At 59.3% G+C, this 15,701-nt stretch carries 13 protein-coding genes and 2 pseudogenes; 5 read left to right on the forward strand and 10 right to left on the reverse strand.

Annotated features, from left to right (window positions below):
- Positions 1 to 51: 51 nt before the first annotated feature.
- Entirely contained in the window at positions 52 to 417 is a 366-nt protein-coding gene (locus tag ACZZZP_RS17555; protein WP_463383598.1) for a diacylglycerol kinase, read from the reverse strand.
- Between the two features lie 84 nt (positions 418 to 501).
- A complete protein-coding gene (gene erdR / locus ACZZZP_RS17560; protein ID WP_122494047.1) occupies positions 502 to 1,152 on the reverse strand; it encodes a response regulator transcription factor ErdR in 651 nt (216 codons plus the stop codon).
- 158 nt (positions 1,153 to 1,310) lie between these two features.
- On the opposite strand from erdR, the pseudogene ACZZZP_RS17565 reads away from it, so the two are divergent.
- Positions 1,311 to 2,211: pseudogene (locus ACZZZP_RS17565) on the forward strand (DMT family transporter).
- Between the two features lie 159 nt (positions 2,212 to 2,370).
- Here the strand turns inward: ACZZZP_RS17565 and ACZZZP_RS17570 are convergent.
- Together ACZZZP_RS17570 and ACZZZP_RS17575 are read right to left on the reverse strand one after the other, a co-directional pair.
- Positions 2,371 to 3,081: a tRNA-uridine aminocarboxypropyltransferase gene (locus tag ACZZZP_RS17570; RefSeq protein ID WP_463383600.1), complete on the reverse strand. Its 711-nt coding sequence runs from the start codon at positions 3,079 to 3,081 to the stop codon at positions 2,371 to 2,373.
- Positions 3,082 to 3,226: 145 nt separating this feature from the next.
- Positions 3,227 to 4,930, reverse strand: a complete 1,704-nt coding sequence (locus ACZZZP_RS17575) for an OmpP1/FadL family transporter (protein ID WP_463536744.1) — start codon at positions 4,928 to 4,930, stop codon at positions 3,227 to 3,229.
- Between the two features lie 601 nt (positions 4,931 to 5,531).
- On the opposite strand from ACZZZP_RS17575, the gene ACZZZP_RS17580 reads away from it, so the two are divergent.
- Positions 5,532 to 5,930 (forward strand): quorum-sensing-regulated virulence factor family protein, encoded by a 399-nt coding sequence (locus tag ACZZZP_RS17580; RefSeq protein ID WP_122494051.1) that lies wholly within the window; start codon positions 5,532 to 5,534, stop codon positions 5,928 to 5,930.
- Positions 5,931 to 6,019: 89 nt separating this feature from the next.
- Entirely contained in the window at positions 6,020 to 7,093 is a 1,074-nt protein-coding gene (locus tag ACZZZP_RS17585; RefSeq protein ID WP_463383602.1) for an LOG family protein, read from the forward strand.
- 127 nt (positions 7,094 to 7,220) lie between these two features.
- On the opposite strand, the gene recX is transcribed toward ACZZZP_RS17585, so the two are convergent.
- From recX to ACZZZP_RS17600, 3 genes are all read right to left on the reverse strand, one after another.
- Positions 7,221 to 7,682 (reverse strand): recombination regulator RecX, encoded by a 462-nt coding sequence (gene recX, locus ACZZZP_RS17590; RefSeq protein ID WP_463383603.1) that lies wholly within the window; start codon positions 7,680 to 7,682, stop codon positions 7,221 to 7,223.
- A 7-nt stretch (positions 7,683 to 7,689) separates the two neighbouring features.
- On the reverse strand, positions 7,690 to 8,748 hold the full coding sequence (recA, locus tag ACZZZP_RS17595; RefSeq protein ID WP_122452630.1) for a recombinase RecA: 1,059 nt from the start codon (positions 8,746 to 8,748) through the stop codon (positions 7,690 to 7,692).
- 85 nt (positions 8,749 to 8,833) lie between these two features.
- The gene (locus ACZZZP_RS17600; RefSeq protein ID WP_122494054.1) at positions 8,834 to 9,334 is read right to left on the reverse strand and encodes a CinA family protein; all 501 of its coding nucleotides are present in this window, start codon (positions 9,332 to 9,334) and stop codon (positions 8,834 to 8,836) included.
- A gap of 71 nt (positions 9,335 to 9,405) precedes the next feature.
- Here ACZZZP_RS17600 and mutS point away from each other — a divergent pair.
- Positions 9,406 to 11,974: pseudogene (mutS, locus tag ACZZZP_RS17605) on the forward strand (DNA mismatch repair protein MutS).
- A 142-nt stretch (positions 11,975 to 12,116) separates the two neighbouring features.
- Positions 12,117 to 12,440 carry a ferredoxin FdxA gene (fdxA, locus tag ACZZZP_RS17610; protein ID WP_122494056.1) on the forward strand — a complete coding sequence of 108 codons (324 nt, stop codon included), beginning with the start codon at positions 12,117 to 12,119 and terminating at the stop codon, positions 12,438 to 12,440.
- A 524-nt stretch (positions 12,441 to 12,964) separates the two neighbouring features.
- Here the strand turns inward: fdxA and rpoS are convergent.
- The 3 genes from rpoS to ACZZZP_RS17625 all read right to left on the reverse strand — a co-directional run bounded on the left by rpoS (position 12,965) and on the right by ACZZZP_RS17625 (position 15,668).
- On the reverse strand, positions 12,965 to 13,969 hold the full coding sequence (rpoS, locus tag ACZZZP_RS17615; RefSeq protein ID WP_122494057.1) for an RNA polymerase sigma factor RpoS: 1,005 nt from the start codon (positions 13,967 to 13,969) through the stop codon (positions 12,965 to 12,967).
- 105 nt (positions 13,970 to 14,074) lie between these two features.
- Positions 14,075 to 14,953 carry a peptidoglycan DD-metalloendopeptidase family protein gene (locus tag ACZZZP_RS17620; protein WP_463383605.1) on the reverse strand — a complete coding sequence of 293 codons (879 nt, stop codon included), beginning with the start codon at positions 14,951 to 14,953 and terminating at the stop codon, positions 14,075 to 14,077.
- A gap of 79 nt (positions 14,954 to 15,032) precedes the next feature.
- Positions 15,033 to 15,668, reverse strand: coding sequence for a protein-L-isoaspartate(D-aspartate) O-methyltransferase (locus tag ACZZZP_RS17625; RefSeq protein ID WP_463384742.1), 636 nt, complete (start codon positions 15,666 to 15,668; stop codon positions 15,033 to 15,035).
- Positions 15,669 to 15,701 lie beyond the last annotated feature (33 nt).

The following is a 15,701-nucleotide window of genomic DNA, read 5'->3' on the forward strand; positions in this document are numbered from 1 at the left end:
TACGAATCGCACAATCTGTGGGAGCGGCTTAAGCCGCGATGCTTTTTGCTTTCAACCCAGAAGAATTACCAACCAGACACTACCAATCAGGCTCAGCGCCACAAACTGCGCGGCGCTGCCCATATCTTTGGCATTTTTCGACAACGGATGCAGCTCCAGCGAAATACGGTCAATCGCCGCCTCCACTGCCGAGTTGAGCAATTCCACGATCAGCGCCACCAGGCACACGCCGATCATTAGGGCGCGCTCACCACGGCTGACGTCGAACCAGAACGCCAGCGGAATCAACACCGCATTGAGCAGTACCAACTGGCGAAACGCTGCTTCACCGGTGAAGGCGGCGCGCAGGCCGTCGAAGGAATAGCCGGTGGCGTTAAGAACACGTTTAAAGCCGGTCTGGCCTTTGAATGGCGACATGGGAAATACAACCAAAATTTGTGAGGCCGCAGGCTACGTCAAACGCGGTCAAAAATGCGTGAAAAACCAATGACCTGCTGACGCTTAGCTGGCGGGAATGGATTCCAGATGTTGCAACAGCAGCGCGGCTTGCGTGCGGGTGCGCACACCCAGCTTGCGGAAAATAGCGGTGACGTGGGCCTTGATGGTGGCCTCGGACACGTTCAGTTCATAGGCGATCTGCTTATTCAGCAAGCCATCGCACACCATGGTCAATACGCGAAACTGCTGCGGCGTGAGACTGGCCAAACCGGCGCTTACCGCTTTCGCCTCGGCAGACAGACCCGCGCTTTCTTCCGATTGCGGCGGCCACCAGACGTCGCCGTCGAGCACTTCGCGCACCGCTTGCTGAATGGTTTCCAACGGGCTGGATTTGGGAATAAACCCGCTGGCGCCGAATTCACGGGCGCGGGCTACCACCGCAGCTTCTTCCTGTGCAGAGACCATCACCACCGGCACCTGCGGATATTGCCCCCGCACCATCACCAAACCGGAAAACCCGTAGGCGCCGGGCATGTTGAGGTCGAGCAAGACCAGATCCCAATCCGACTTTTCCCCGAGTCGCGCTTCAAGCTCGGCGATGCTCGCCGCTTCGACCAGACGCACCTGCGGGCCGAGGCCCAACGTCAGGGCTTGGTGAAGCGCACTGCGAAACAGCGGGTGATCATCGGCAATCAGGATTTCGTAGTCGGCCATGGGCTGCTCTTGTTTTAAGGGGCGCTTCTCGGTGTACGAAAGTACCGCCGCGCGGGGTGTGCAGCGCAGCGGCGGCGCCCAGCATGCCGAGCCAGAATGGGGTGGTCAAGCCTTTAGGTTTGCGGCACAGTTCGAGGCTTTTCCTGCCGAGACCGACCATGCGAAACCAAGCCCTGCGCGCCGACCTGTTAATGCTGACCACCGCGCTGATCTGGGGCAGCGCCTTCGTGGCGCAGCGCATGGGCATGGATTCCATCGGCCCATATTTATACTCCGGCCTGCGCTTCGCCTTGGGCACGCTGGTGTTGTTGCCAGTGGTGTACGTACTCAGCCGTGGCAACAAACAACCGTTCAATCGCGGCTTATTCATAGGCGGCGGATTGATGGGCCTGGTGCTGGCCTTGGGCATTAACCTGCAGCAGGTTGGCCTGCTGTTCACCAGCGTAACCAACGCCGGCTTTATTACCGGCTTGTACGTCATCATCGTGCCGCTGGTGGGCCTTTTTCTCGGCCATAAAACCGGCATCGGCACGTGGCTCGGTTGCATCCTGGCGGTGGTCGGCATGTTTCTGCTCAGCGTCGGCGACGGTTTCCACGTGGCCTCCGGCGATTGGCTGCAACTGGCGGGTGCGTTTGTGTGGGGCACGCACGTTTTGCTGGTGGGCTATTTTGCTGGCCGCTTCGACCCGATCCGCTTGGCGGCAATTCAGTTCGCCGTCTGCGCCGTCATCAGCCTGGCCCTCGCCGTCACGCTGGAAGATATTCAAATGACCGGCATCGTCGCTGCCGGCCCGTCGATTGTGTATGGCGGCCTGATTTCCGTCGGCATCGCTTACACCTTGCAGGTGATTGCGCAGAAGCACGCCATCGCGTCGCACGCGGCGATCATCTTTTCGCTAGAGGCGGTATTTGCCGCTGTGGCCGGGGCGGTGTTTCTCGATGAGTCGCTGCACCTGCGGGGGGTATATCGGTTGCGCGCTGATGTTTGCCGGCATGCTGGTGGCGCAGTTGTGGCCGCGCAAGGTGGCTGAGGAAGTGGTTGAGGGGAAGGTGGTTTAGGGCCTCGAATTTCGAGACTGCCGCCCCTCACCCCAGCCCTCTCCCCGGAGGGGCGAGGGGGTCGAACGCTGATGCCTGCACTTCCGCTATCGGTCCTCTCTCCTTGGGGAGAGGGCTAGGGTGAGGGGAAATCTCGGCACCCACGCGGTGGCACGGTGCTTACAAATACTCCCCCATCCGCCGATGCACCTCATCCTCCAAATCCACCGGCCGCTGAAACTTGGCCCCCAAATAATGGGCCGTAAACACATCCAGATAAGCATCCAACGCCGCCCCAGCACGCGGTTCGCCCGCTAGCTCCAGGCACAGCGCCGCCACTTCCGACGTACACAAATGGTCGTCACGCTTGGACCGACGCAGGCGATAACGCGACAGCTGTTCGGGCTGCAAACTGAGCACCGGAAATTTGTCCAGATATGGGCTCTTGCGAAACATCTTGCGGGCCTCGGTCCAGGTCGCGTCGAGCAAGATAAACAGAGGCCGCTTGCCCTCCTCCACCTTCACTTCAGTGACCACCCGCTCCGGCGCAACAAACTCACCGGGAAAGACCACGTACGGTTGCCATTGCGGGTCATTGAGCAGCCCCGGAATTTCCGGTTCCACCGAAGTGCGAAACCAGCGGTAGGCGAACGTGTCGGTAACCAGGTCGGCAATCAGCCAGCCGGTGTTGGTCGGCTTCAACGGCTCGACGTCGTGCATCAGCAGAAACATACCGGCGTTGGTTGGCACCTTCGGCCGCAGCGCGCACAGGCAGTATTCCGGAATTACACGACAGCCCTCGCAACGCGGCGCTCGGGAACCACGCGCCGTAAACGGCTTGGTGCTGAGCTGCAGCCGCTCCAGGCGCAAACGCGAGACGGCGTGGCTCATTGCACGCGGTCCGCGCGGGAAGAAAAAGGAGATCATCGACTGCATCCGACCAGCAAAAAAGAAGCCGGCGAGTCTAGCAGAGGCGCTGGGCAAAACCGCAGCGGGCCCGAGGCGGGTCGACAGGCGACCCGCCGGGTGCAAGGGGTTAGAACGACTGGTTGAAGGCCAAACCTACAAAGTGAATACGGGTTTCATACTCACCCTTGAAGTTGCCGCCGTTGCCGGTGCAGCGCACGCCACTGTCGACGTAAAGACTGCCTCCGCCTGGCGCCCAACCCGCTGGCGAGCAGCCATCTTTGTAATCCATCTTGCCGCTGGCGAATTGCACGTAGCTGTAGGCGAGATCGACCGATGTGTCCTCGTCGAACTTGTAGTTGGTACCGAAGGACAGCCAATAGCGGTCGGCATCCGGGAATGCCGGGTGACGTTTATCGCTGCCGCTTACAGGCGATTTGTCGTAGGCGACACCGGTACGCAGCATCAGGTCTTTGTCCCATTGGTAGTTCATGCCGAGGGAGATTTTGTAGGTATCGTTCCAGTCTTGGTCGACCGTGGCGTCGCCTTCATTCACGCCGTTGAAGTAGGGGTAGCCGTTAACTTCTTTGAGCTGAATGCCGATCTGGTCCAGGCGCGAGTGGCGTGTCCAGGTCACGTCGCCCATCAGTGCCACTTTGTCGTTCAACTGGTGGAAGGCGTTGATCGAGAACGACTCGGGCGTATCGATGCTGGTTTTTGCGTCCGAGTTCGGGTGCAGGTTGCTGGCAGCGAAATTGCCTGGGTTGATCCAATTGCTCGGGTCGAGCACTTGGCTCAGTTCGTCGCGAGGCGGTAGTCCGACCAGGCCGAGAAACGTACCGCCATCAGGCGTCAGATCGGTAGATGGATTCGGTACCGCGCCTTCGACGTCAGCGAAGCTCCATTTCGATTTACCTTCCAGGGTGTGGCTGATTTTCGAACGGTACGACACGCCGAAACGCGTCGAGTCGGTAGGTTCCCACATGTAACCGATGTTCCAACCGAAGCCCCAATCGTCTCCCTTGACGCGGAAATACCCATCGCCGCTCACGTTGTCGGCGAAGTTCTGCGCTACGCAATCGACAAAAGCATCGTTCTGCTGGCCGTTACAGCTGGTGATTTCGTCCGGTACCGTGAGCCCGGGGTACAGCAAGGGAATACCAATCTGCCCAATCGGGTTGGCGGCCAACTCTGTCAGCTCCTGGTTGGCTTTCACGAACTGCCCGGCCAACTGCCGCGACGCGCCCTGAACATCCGCCGCCCCACGCTGAATCGACTTGATGTACTGCGCCGACAACCCGAAACCAATGCTGTGGTGCTCATTGAAGCGGTAGGCAATGCTTGGGTTGATGTTCACCGTTTCCAGGTTCGCCGACTGAATGCCGTAGCGGCCGCTCCAGTTCTCCTTGTAATCAAGCTTGGCGCCGTAGGGCACGAAGATGCCGAGGCCGACGGTGACGTTGTCGTTTATCTGGCTGGAAAAGTAGAAATCCGGTGCGGCAGCGGCGTCTGGCAGGTAGGAGCCGGCGCCCGTGCCGCCGGTGGAGTTACCGAAAACGTCGGTGCTGCCGTTGTCTTTAAAGCTGCCCTTGGGAATGACGATGGTGATGCCATTGGTGACCTGGGTGCCGGGTAAGCGCGCAAGGCCTGCGGGGTTGTAGAAGATGGTCGAAGGGTCGACCGCTTCCGCGCCGTTGGCGTGGGCTGTGCCCTGGGCTGCCACCGACTGCGAACCAAAGTGGTAACCGGACGCCATAGCTCCGGAGGTCCAAACCAACATCAAGCTCCCGCTGTAAAGCGCGGTCTGCCAGCAAGATGGGCGAGTTCTTATCATTATTCTCGACTCCTACACGCACGATATAAGCCGCGATACGTCTCCGGTAAGGCCAACCGAAACTTCTGTAGCGCAGCGATAAAACCGACTTTCAAATGAAGCGGTATGCGACCTGTGACCGGCCTCCTTTGCTGACGATCCCCAATCCTTCGTACTGCCTACGGTCCAATCCGGCCTGGGCCGAGGTAACACCCGAGCCGCTGTGAACGTGGCCGGATTGCACCTGGCAAAATGTCGGCTTCGCTCGAAGCCCGCCGTTAGCGGGCTCAGGCCCGGTCGGCCGGTGTAATAAAACCGTTACCGTTTCACACCAAGCCGTACAAATTTGTATGACCAAATAATTCACAAAGATTCGAAGATTTTTGCGGGGCGATGGAACCGGCGTTTTTGGCGACGATATCGGCGGGCTGAAGGGCGTTAGTCGCAAATCAAAGAAGAATGCTCTTGGGAAACGAGCGATGGGCGTGCGCACGCTTGATCTGCCGCAGGCGCTTGGTCAGGATGCAACCCGGGCTGAGCGCTGGCCCAAGTAATAGTTGCGGGCTTACGAACCTAGCCTTGAGGCCAGGGTCCAACCCGCTTTATAGATATGGAGACTTACATGCTGCGCTTCACGGCCCTGGCCCTTTGCTTCGCCCTCCCCGCTGCGCACGCGGCCTCGCTTCAGGATTTCGAGCTGAACAAGTTGCTCAATCAGGTGGCCACCCAAAGCAGCGAAGGCACGCCGCGGGCCATCAACGAAGACATTCTCGATCAGGGCTACACCGTCGACGGCAACGTGCTGATCAACCACCTGAGCGTTCAGCCGGCCCACGCCGCACAAATGCGCGGCAACCCCGACGCCGTGCGCAAACAACTGGGCGCCAGCGTCTGCCAGAACAACGGCTTCCGCCAACTGCTGGCCCGTGGCGCCGTGCTGCGTTACCAGTTCAGCGAATACAAAACCAACAACTACATCGCTGCCGAAAACTTCAGCAAAGCTGACTGCTCGATCAAATAAGCTTTACTTCAGGTTGGGTCGAGCCGGCACCTGTTAAACCCAACCTGTAGCGCTTGCCGATCCAAGGTTCACCCTCAAGGAGCTGTTCCATGCCTTACGAACCGGACGATTATCTGAACCGTCACGTGCAAACCCCGAGTGTTGATCTGGCCGCCAAAGTGGACGAATTGCTCGCCCTAGCCACGCCTGATTCCAGTCTCAACCTGTCGCTGTACCGCGACATGCTCTCCACCGTCATTCGCATGGCCCAGGCCGACCGCAACCGCTGGGACGCCAAGATCATGCTGCAAACCCTGCGCGAGATGGAGCATGCCTTCAGCGTGCTGGAGCAGTTCAAACGTCGTCGCAAGGTCACCGTATTCGGCTCGGCCCGCACGCCAGCCAACCACCCTGTTTACCAATTGGCCAAAGATCTCGGCGCGGCCTTGGCTCGTCACGAATTAATGGCAATCACCGGTGCAGGTGGCGGCATCATGGCCGCAGCCCATGAAGGCGCAGGGCTGGAGCACAGTCTGGGTCTGAACATCAGCTTGCCGTTCGAGCAAAGCGCCAACGCCACCATGCAAGGCAGCAGCAACCTGCTGTCGTTCAAGTTCTTCTTTCTGCGCAAACTGTTCTTCGTTAAAGAAGCCGACGCGCTGGTGCTCTGCCCCGGCGGCTTCGGCACCTTGGACGAAGCGCTGGAAGTGCTGACGCTCATCCAAACCGGCAAAAGCCCCTTGGTTCCGGTGGTACTGCTGGACGAGCCCGACGGCAGCTTCTGGAAAGACGCCTTGGCGTTTATCCAACGGCAACTCGAAGGCAACGGCTACATTCTGCCCAGCGACCTGAAACTGCTGACCATGGCCAACAATGCCGACGAGGCGGTCGAGCAGATCACTCGGTTCTACAGCAACTTTCATTCGAGCCGCTGGCTGAAGGATCGCTTTGTGGTTCGCCTGCATCACGGGCTGTCGGCTGAAGCGGTGAGTCAGTTGCCGGAACTGTTCGCCGACCTCTGCAAAAGCGGCGGCTTTGTGCAGCAGCAAGGGGCGTTTGAAAACGAAGGGGATGAGCCGGAGTTGGCTCCATTACATCGCCTGGCGTTTGCCTTCCGTGGTCGGGAATACGGTCGGTTGCGTGAGCTGTATGACTTTGTGAATACGCCGGAGAATTGGGCCTAGACCCTAGTTGGCTGGCAGAAGCGCGAGGCGCAAATCGAAAGCATCGCGGCTGAAGCCGCTCCTACAGGGCCGCGCTGCTTGTCAGGTTTCTGGATAAGCAGAAAAGCAGAAAAGCAGAAAAGCAGCTTCAATCGTAAAGCTCGCCGCGCAGCAGGCGGCTGATCATGTCCATCGAATAACCACGATACGCAAGAAACCGCCCTTGCTTGGCGCGTTCCTTGGCGTCGTTCGGTTGCTCGCCGAATTTGCGCTGCCAGACTTCGTTCATCTGTTCACGCCAATCGATACCACATTCACGCAACGCCTGTTCGATATCGGCGCGCGCCAGTCCACGCTGCCCCAGTTCCTCACGGATGCGCATAGGCCCATACCCGGAGCGGGCACGGTAGGAAACGAAGCTTTCGAGGTAGCGGGTTTCGGACAGCAGGCCCTCTTCCGTCAAGCGGTCGAGTTCCGGTTCGATGAGTTCAGGCGGGGCGCCGCGTTGGCGCAACTTGCGGGTTAACTCGACACGGCCATGCTCGCGACGTGCGAGCAAGTCCATGGCTGTCCGTCGTACTGCGGCAGGGCTGTCGAGTACGACGGACATAACAGACTCAGGCGTCTGCCAGATCGTCTTCGGTGTTGTTTACAGCGGCAGCGGCGGCCGCTGCGGCTGCATCTTTACCGGCCATGAGCAGCTGATCGCGGATCTGCTTCTCGATGGTTTTAGCGATTTCCGGGTTGTCTTCCAGGTACTTGGCCGAGTTGGCTTTACCCTGACCAATCTTGCTACCCAGGTAGCTGTACCAGGCGCCGGATTTTTCCAGCAGACCGAGCTGCACGCCCAAGTCGATGATCTCGCCGTTACGGTAGATGCCCTTGCCGTACAGAATCTGGAACTCAGCCTGACGGAATGGCGGGGCTACCTTGTTTTTCACCACTTTGACGCGGGTTTCGCTGCCGACTACTTCGTCGCCTTCTTTCACGGCGCCGGTACGACGGATGTCCAGACGCACCGAGGCGTAGAACTTCAACGCGTTACCACCGGTGGTGGTTTCCGGGCTGCCGAACATCACACCGATTTTCATACGGATCTGGTTGATGAAGATAACCAGGCAGTTGGCGTTTTTGATGTTGCCGGTGATTTTACGCAGCGCTTGCGACATCAGACGGGCTTGCAGGCCGACGTGCATGTCGCCCATTTCGCCTTCGATTTCCGCTTTCGGCACCAGGGCGGCAACGGAGTCGACGATGATTACGTCGATGGCATTGGAGCGCACCAGCATGTCGGTGATTTCCAGCGCTTGTTCGCCGGTATCAGGCTGGGAAACCAGCAGGTCGTCGACGTTGACGCCGAGCTTGCCGGCGTAGTCCGGGTCGAGTGCGTGTTCAGCATCGACGAAGGCGCAGGTGGCGCCCATGCGCTGTGCTTCAGCGATGACGGACAAGGTGAGTGTGGTTTTACCCGACGATTCCGGACCGTAGATTTCTACGATACGACCGCGTGGCAAGCCGCCAATACCCAGGGCGATGTCCAGGCCCAGGGAGCCGGTGGAAATCGACGGAATGGCCTGACGTTCATGGTCGCCCATGCGCATGACTGCGCCTTTACCGAATTGTTTTTCGATTTGACCCAGGGCTGCAGCCAAGGCGCGCTTCTTATTCTCGTCCATTGAATCCTCACGTGATCAAGAGGGCCTAGCGGCCGCTAACAACTGTATAAGTAGCCAGTATTATTCCACAGCGCAAGTCGAGCGCCTACCCCTGATCCGGAATTTCTCCTGCAGCTAGTCGGATCAGCCCGGCCAGTGCGGCTTCCACCGTTTGTCGTCTCACCGCGTCACGGTCGCCAGCAAAAAGACGCTTGCGGGTAAACACCTGGTCGCCATTCGCCCAAGCCAGCCAGACGGTGCCTACAGGTTTGTCGACTGAACCGCCGTCCGGGCCGGCAACACCGCTGACGGCTACGGAAAATTGTGCAGCGCTTTTGTCTTGCGCCCCGCGTGCCATGGCTTCGACGACCTCACGGCTGACCGCCCCTACGGAGGCAAATAAAGTGACGGGCACATCAAGCTGACGGGTCTTCTGGGCGTTGGAATAAGTGACGTAACCGGCTTCAAACCAAGCGGAGCTTCCAGGAATTCGGGTGATGGCTTCGGCGATACCGCCGCCGGTACACGACTCGGCTGTGGTGACGCGCGCGTCCAGCGCACGCAGACGCTGGCCCAGTTGCGCGGCCAGTTGAGTAATCGCGTCCAAGGCAATCTCCGGGCTTAAAGAGGATGAGGGGGATACCGTACACTAGCGGCTTTTGCGCGCAAGGCCTGGTAATGAGCGATCTCTCCGCACACACCCCGATGATGCAGCAGTACTGGCGGCTGAAGAATCAGCACCCCGACCAGTTGATGTTTTACCGCATGGGCGACTTCTACGAGATTTTCTACGAAGACGCGAAAAAAGCCGCGAAGTTGCTCGACATTACCCTGACCGCGCGCGGCCAATCGGCGGGCATGGCCATTCCCATGTGCGGCATTCCTTACCACGCCGCCGAAGGTTATCTGGCCAAGTTGGTGAAGCTGGGCGAGTCGGTTGTGATTTGCGAGCAGATCGGCGATCCGGCCACCAGCAAGGGGCCGGTGGAACGTCAGGTGGTGCGCATCATCACGCCCGGCACGGTTAGCGACGAAGCCTTGCTTGATGAGCGCCGGGACAATTTACTCGCCGCCGTGCTCGGCGACGAACGCCTGTTTGGCCTGGCGGTGCTGGATATCACCAGCGGCCGTTTCAGCGTGCTGGAAATACCGGGCTGGGAAAACCTGCTGGCCGAGCTGGAGCGCCTGAACCCGGTTGAGTTGTTGATTCCCGATGATTGGCCGCAAGGTCTGCCAGCCGAGAAACGCCGTGGTTCTCGTCGCCGCGCGCCGTGGGATTTCGAGCGCGACTCGGCGCAAAAGAGCCTGTGCCAACAGTTCGCCACGCAAGACCTCAAGGGTTTCGGGTGCGAAACCCTGACCCTGGCCATCGGCGCCGCCGGTTGCCTGCTGGCCTACGCCAAGGAAACCCAGCGCACCGCCCTGCCCCACCTGCGCAGCCTGCGACATGAGCGCCTCGACGACACGGTGATTCTCGACGGCGCCAGCCGGCGCAATCTGGAGTTGGACACCAACCTCGCCGGTGGTCGCGACAACACGCTGCAATCGGTGGTCGACCGCTGCCAAACCGCCATGGGCAGCCGCCTGCTGACCCGCTGGCTGAACCGCCCACTGCGCCAGCGCGCGGTACTGGACGCGCGCCAGGAATCGATTGCCTGCCTGCTCGAACGCTATCGTTTCGAGAACTTGCAGCCGCAGTTAAAAGAGATCGGCGACGTGGAGCGCATTCTCGCGCGCATCGGCTTGCGCAATGCGCGCCCCCGCGATTTGGCGCGTCTGCGCGATGCCCTGGCAGCGCTGCCGGAGCTGCAAATGGCCATGGCCAATTTGGAAAGCCCGCACCTGCAAACGCTGGCCGGCACCGTGAGTACTTACCCCCGAATTGGCCGAGCTGTTGGCCCGCGCGATTATCGACAATCCACCGGCGGTAATCCGCGATGGCGGCGTGTTGAAGACCGGGTACGACCCTGAACTCGATGAACTCCAGTCACTCAGCGAAAACGCTGGCCAGTTCCTGATGGACTTGGAAGCGCGGGAAAAAGCCCGCACCGGTCTGGCCAATTTGAAGGTCGGCTACAACCGCATTCACGGCTACTTTATTGAGCTGCCGAGCAAGCAGGCCGAATCAGCGCCGGCCGACTACATCCGCCGCCAGACGCTCAAAGGCGCCGAGCGCTTTATTACGCCCGAGCTCAAAGAGTTCGAAGACAAGGCGCTGTCGGCGAAAAGCCGGGCGCTTGCGCGGGAAAAGATGCTTTACGACGAGCTGTTGGAGCGTTTGATCGGCCACCTCGGCCCGCTGCAGGATTCGGCCGGCGCGCTGGCCGAGTTGGACGTACTGAGCAACCTGGCAGAACGCGCCCTGACGCTCGACCTCAACCGCCCGCGCTTTGTCGACGAGCCGTGCATGCGCATCAACCAGGGCCGCCACCCGGTGGTGGAACAGGTGCTGACAACGCCGTTTGTGGCAAACGACCTGAGCCTGGATGACAACACCCGGATGCTGATCATCACCGGCCCGAACATGGGCGGTAAGTCCACGTACATGCGCCAGACCGCACTCATTGTGCTGCTCGCCCATATCGGCAGTTTCGTGCCGGCGGCCAGCTGCGAGCTGTCGCTGGTGGACCGCATCTTTACCCGCATCGGCTCGAGCGACGACCTGGCCGGTGGTCGCTCCACCTTTATGGTGGAGATGAGCGAGACGGCCAACATTCTGCACAACGCTACCGAACGCAGCCTGGTGCTCATGGATGAAGTCGGTCGCGGCACCAGCACTTTTGACGGCCTGTCGCTGGCCTGGGCAGCGGCCGAACATTTGGCGCGCTTGCGTGCCTACACCTTGTTCGCCACGCATTATTTCGAGCTGACGGTGTTGCCGGAAAGCGAGCCGATTGTCGCCAACGTGCATTTGAACGCCACCGAGCACAACGAGCGCATCGTGTTTCTGCACCACGTGCTGCCAGGACCGGCGAGCCAGAGTTATGGCTTGGCAGTTGCGCAGTTGGCCGGGGTTCCGGGCGATGTGATCGTGCGCGCCAAGGAGCACTTGGCACGCCTGGAAACTACCGCGCTGCCCCACGAGCAGCCGCGTAGCGAGCCAGGTAAACCGGCAGTGCCGGTGCAAAGCGACTTGTTCGCCAGCGCGCCGCATCCGGTGATTGAAGAATTGGGCCGCATCAATCCCGATGATTTAACCCCGCGCCGCGCACTCGAACTGTTATATACATTGAAGGCACGCATCTAACGCCTGCGCGCGCAAGCTGTTAGAATCCCGCGCGCTTTGGGAAAGCGGTGGTCTATTAGCCTGGACCGCCGCTCTCGTTTCCCGAGCCGAGGAGCTCAATTACTGAACCGGGCTCCCCAGCCGCCTGAGGAGAGAATTAGAAATGACCTTCGTCGTCACCGACAACTGCATCAAGTGCAAGTACACCGACTGCGTAGAAGTGTGTCCGGTGGACTGCTTTTACGAAGGCCCGAACTTTTTGGTGATCCACCCGGACGAGTGCATTGACTGCGCCCTGTGCGAGCCAGAATGCCCGGCCCAAGCGATCTTCTCGGAAGATGAAGTGCCTGAAGATATGCAAGAGTTCATTCAGTTGAACACTGATCTTGCCGAAATCTGGCCGAACATCACCGAGCGCAAAGAAGCGCTGCCAGACGCTGAAGAGTGGGATGGCAAGAAAAACAAACTGGAACTCCTGGAGCGCTAAGCGCCAGGCTTCCAGAGCGGAGAGAACGCACCGACGAGTGCTTCCCGCTGCAGGACAAACACCGTGAAAGACAAAAGGCCCGCAATGCGGGCCTTTTTGTTGTGCCCACCTTTCGGCAGGCAAAAAAAAGGGGCGGTTTGACCCGCCCACTCTTTCGTCCCTAATCCCTCTATTTCCTGCTCATCGTCCTGATGAATCGTGTCCTTCGATGGTTCCTAGCCGATATCCATTTCAGCCCGTGCTAGTCCGTAAGCACAGGGGTGATATTAGCGATATCCAGATGCCGTTCAAGTCGCGAAATCGCCTAACGGACAGTCGCGCGCACTCTCATAAATTAACTTATTCCTTATAATTCAATGGCTTGCGATTCCCGCTCAGTGTAACGCAGGCGATACGCCGGCTAATCATTCCTCGAATCACTTACACACTCTGTAAGCAATGTCTTACAAAGCTGGAGCTTGCAGGAAGACACCGACAAAAAACCCGGCCTGAGCCGGGTGTTTTTTGCGCGGTGTTAACGGGGGTTATTGGAACAGCGCGTCACTGGAGAGACCGTTCTTTTCCAGGATTTCCCGCAGTCGTTTAAGCGCTTCGACCTGAATCTGCCGCACCCGCTCGCGGGTTAAGCCGATTTCTTGACCCACTTCTTCCAACGTACAGCTTTCGTGACCGCGCAGACCAAAACGTCTGACGACCACTTCACGCTGCTTGTCGGTCAGTTCCGAGAGCCACTGATCGATGCTTTGCGAGAGATCGTCATCCTGCAGCAATTCGCAGGGATCGGTCGGGCGGTCGTCGGTCAGGGTATCGAGCAGGGTTTTGTCGGAGTCCGGGCCAAGCGAAACGTCGACCGAGGACACCCGTTCGTTGAGGCCAAGCATGCGCTTGACCTCGCCGACCGGTTTTTCCAGCAGGTTGGCGATTTCCTCGGCGGAGGGCTCGTGGTCAAGTTTCTGCGTCAGTTCGCGCGCGGCGCGCAGGTAGACGTTTAGCTCCTTGACCACATGAATAGGTAAACGAATGGTGCGCGTCTGGTTCATGATCGCGCGTTCGATGGTCTGCCGAATCCACCAGGTGGCGTAAGTGGAGAAGCGGAAGCCACGCTCAGGGTCGAATTTCTCAACCGCCCGAATCAGCCCGAGATTGCCTTCTTCGATAAGGTCCAACAGGGACAAACCCCGATTGACGTACCGACGGGCAATCTTCACCACCAGGCGCAAGTTACTTTCGATCATGCGCTTACGGCCCGCAGGGTCGCCCTTCTGCGCCAGCCGCGCAAAATGGACTTCTTCTTCGGGAGTCAGGAGGGGGGAGAAACCGATTTCGTTGAGGTAAAGCTGAGTGGCGTCTAGCGCCCGGGTGTAGTCGATGTATTTATGTTGCTTGACCGCAGTGGACTGCTTGGCCTTCGTGCGTTTAGCCGGAGCTTCCGGCTCATCGTTATGCACGTCGTCCAAGACGATGCCGGGCTCCATGAGCAGCACGTCATCATCCAAGTCAAACTCCGGCGCTTCTTTGTTGAGTGCCATTGTTCTTATCCCTTGCTGAGTTCGACATAAGCCCCGGCATCACCTTAATCCATGGCAATCCCTGAGCCCGTCCGGCCTACGCGGCTGGAGCGGGCTGACAACCTTTCAACGCGCAGGCAAAAATTGCAGCGGATCCACAGGTTTACCCTGTCGGCGAATCTCAAAATGGAGCTTCACCCGATCGGTGCCGGTGGAACCCATTTCGGCAATCGTCTGCCCGACCTTGACTTGCTGTCCCTCCCTTACCAGCAACTTGCGGTTGTGACCGTAAGCGCTTACGTAGGTATCGCTGTGTTTGATGATCACTAATTCGCCGTAGCCCCGTAATCCACTTCCGGCGTACACAACAGAACCATCCGACGCGGCAAGAACAGGCTGGCCCAATTCCCCGGCTATATCAATTCCTTTATTCAAACTACCGTTTGAGGAAAATTTACCGATCAAAACACCACCTGTAGGCCACGCCCAGCCTGTAGCGGAACGACTCACAGCCTGCACCGGCGTGGTCGCTGGCGTGGTAACAACCGGGGGTTGGGCGGGCCTGGCGATGACCGGAACGGTGTTGGTCGGCACCACCACCAAGGGCGGCTTATTGCCACTATTGGCTGTTGCAATCGGACCTTTGACCACCGTTGGCGAACGCCCGCCGTCGAAGCGGATCACCTGACCGACCTTGATGGTGTAAGGCGCCGGAATGTTGTTTCGAGCCGCTAACGCGCGCCAATCCCAGCCGAAACGAAAGGCGATGGAATAAAGGGTATCGCTGCGTTGAACGCGGTATTGGCCGGTTGTGGTAGCTGGACGTTGCGGTGTGGATACACCGCTGCTGCCACTGGTTACGCTGCCATTGGTTCGGTCCACCACACGGACACCACCAGGTGGAGTGCTGCTGCAACCGACCAGTAACACTCCAAGGACCCAGCCACTCACCAGACGTCTGGCGCCTGCGATGCAAATCCACTGCTGAATGGCTGTGAGACTCACCCGCCTCTCCCTTTCCGGTGACTGTTGAAAAATGTAAAACGACAAAACCCATACTTAAGTAGTGCCACCCTCACCCAACTCAAGCGGTAGGGCCGTTCAGAAGAGGTACGAAACGCACCGCATCCAGCACATGACGGGAGAAGCCGTGCTCTTCACGGATGATCAACATCAGTTGCTGAACATCGCCCGCGCCGACCGGAATCACCAGACGCCCGCCTGGAGCAAGCTGGTCCAACAGCGCCTGCGGCACTTCAGCCGCAGCGGCGGTCACGATGATGCCGTTGTAACTGGCCAGTGCCGGCCAGCCTTCCCAGCCATCACCCCAACGAAAGACCACGTTGCGCAGGTTGAGTGCCAGCAATCGCTCTTTCGCGCGTTCTTGCAGAGCCTGAATACGCTCCACGGAGAACACTCGCTCAACCAATTGGGCCAACACCGCCGTCTGGTAGCCGGAGCCGGTGCCGATTTCCAGCACTTTGTCCAAGGGCCCAGCCGCCAGCAGCAGCTCGGTCATGCGCCCGACCATATAAGGTTGCGAGATGGTCTGGTTGTGGCCGATGGGCAGCGCGGTGTCTTCGTAGGCACGGTGCGCGAACGCTTCATCGACAAACAGATGACGCGGCGTACGGCGAATAACTTCAAGCACCCGAGCGTTGGAAAGGCCTTCGTCGTACAAGCGTTGGATCAGGCGCTCGCGGGTGCGCTGCGACGTCATGCCGATACCACGGTGTTGCAGATCGTCTTGCCC

Source organism: Pseudomonas sp. AC211 (genome assembly GCF_979258055.1).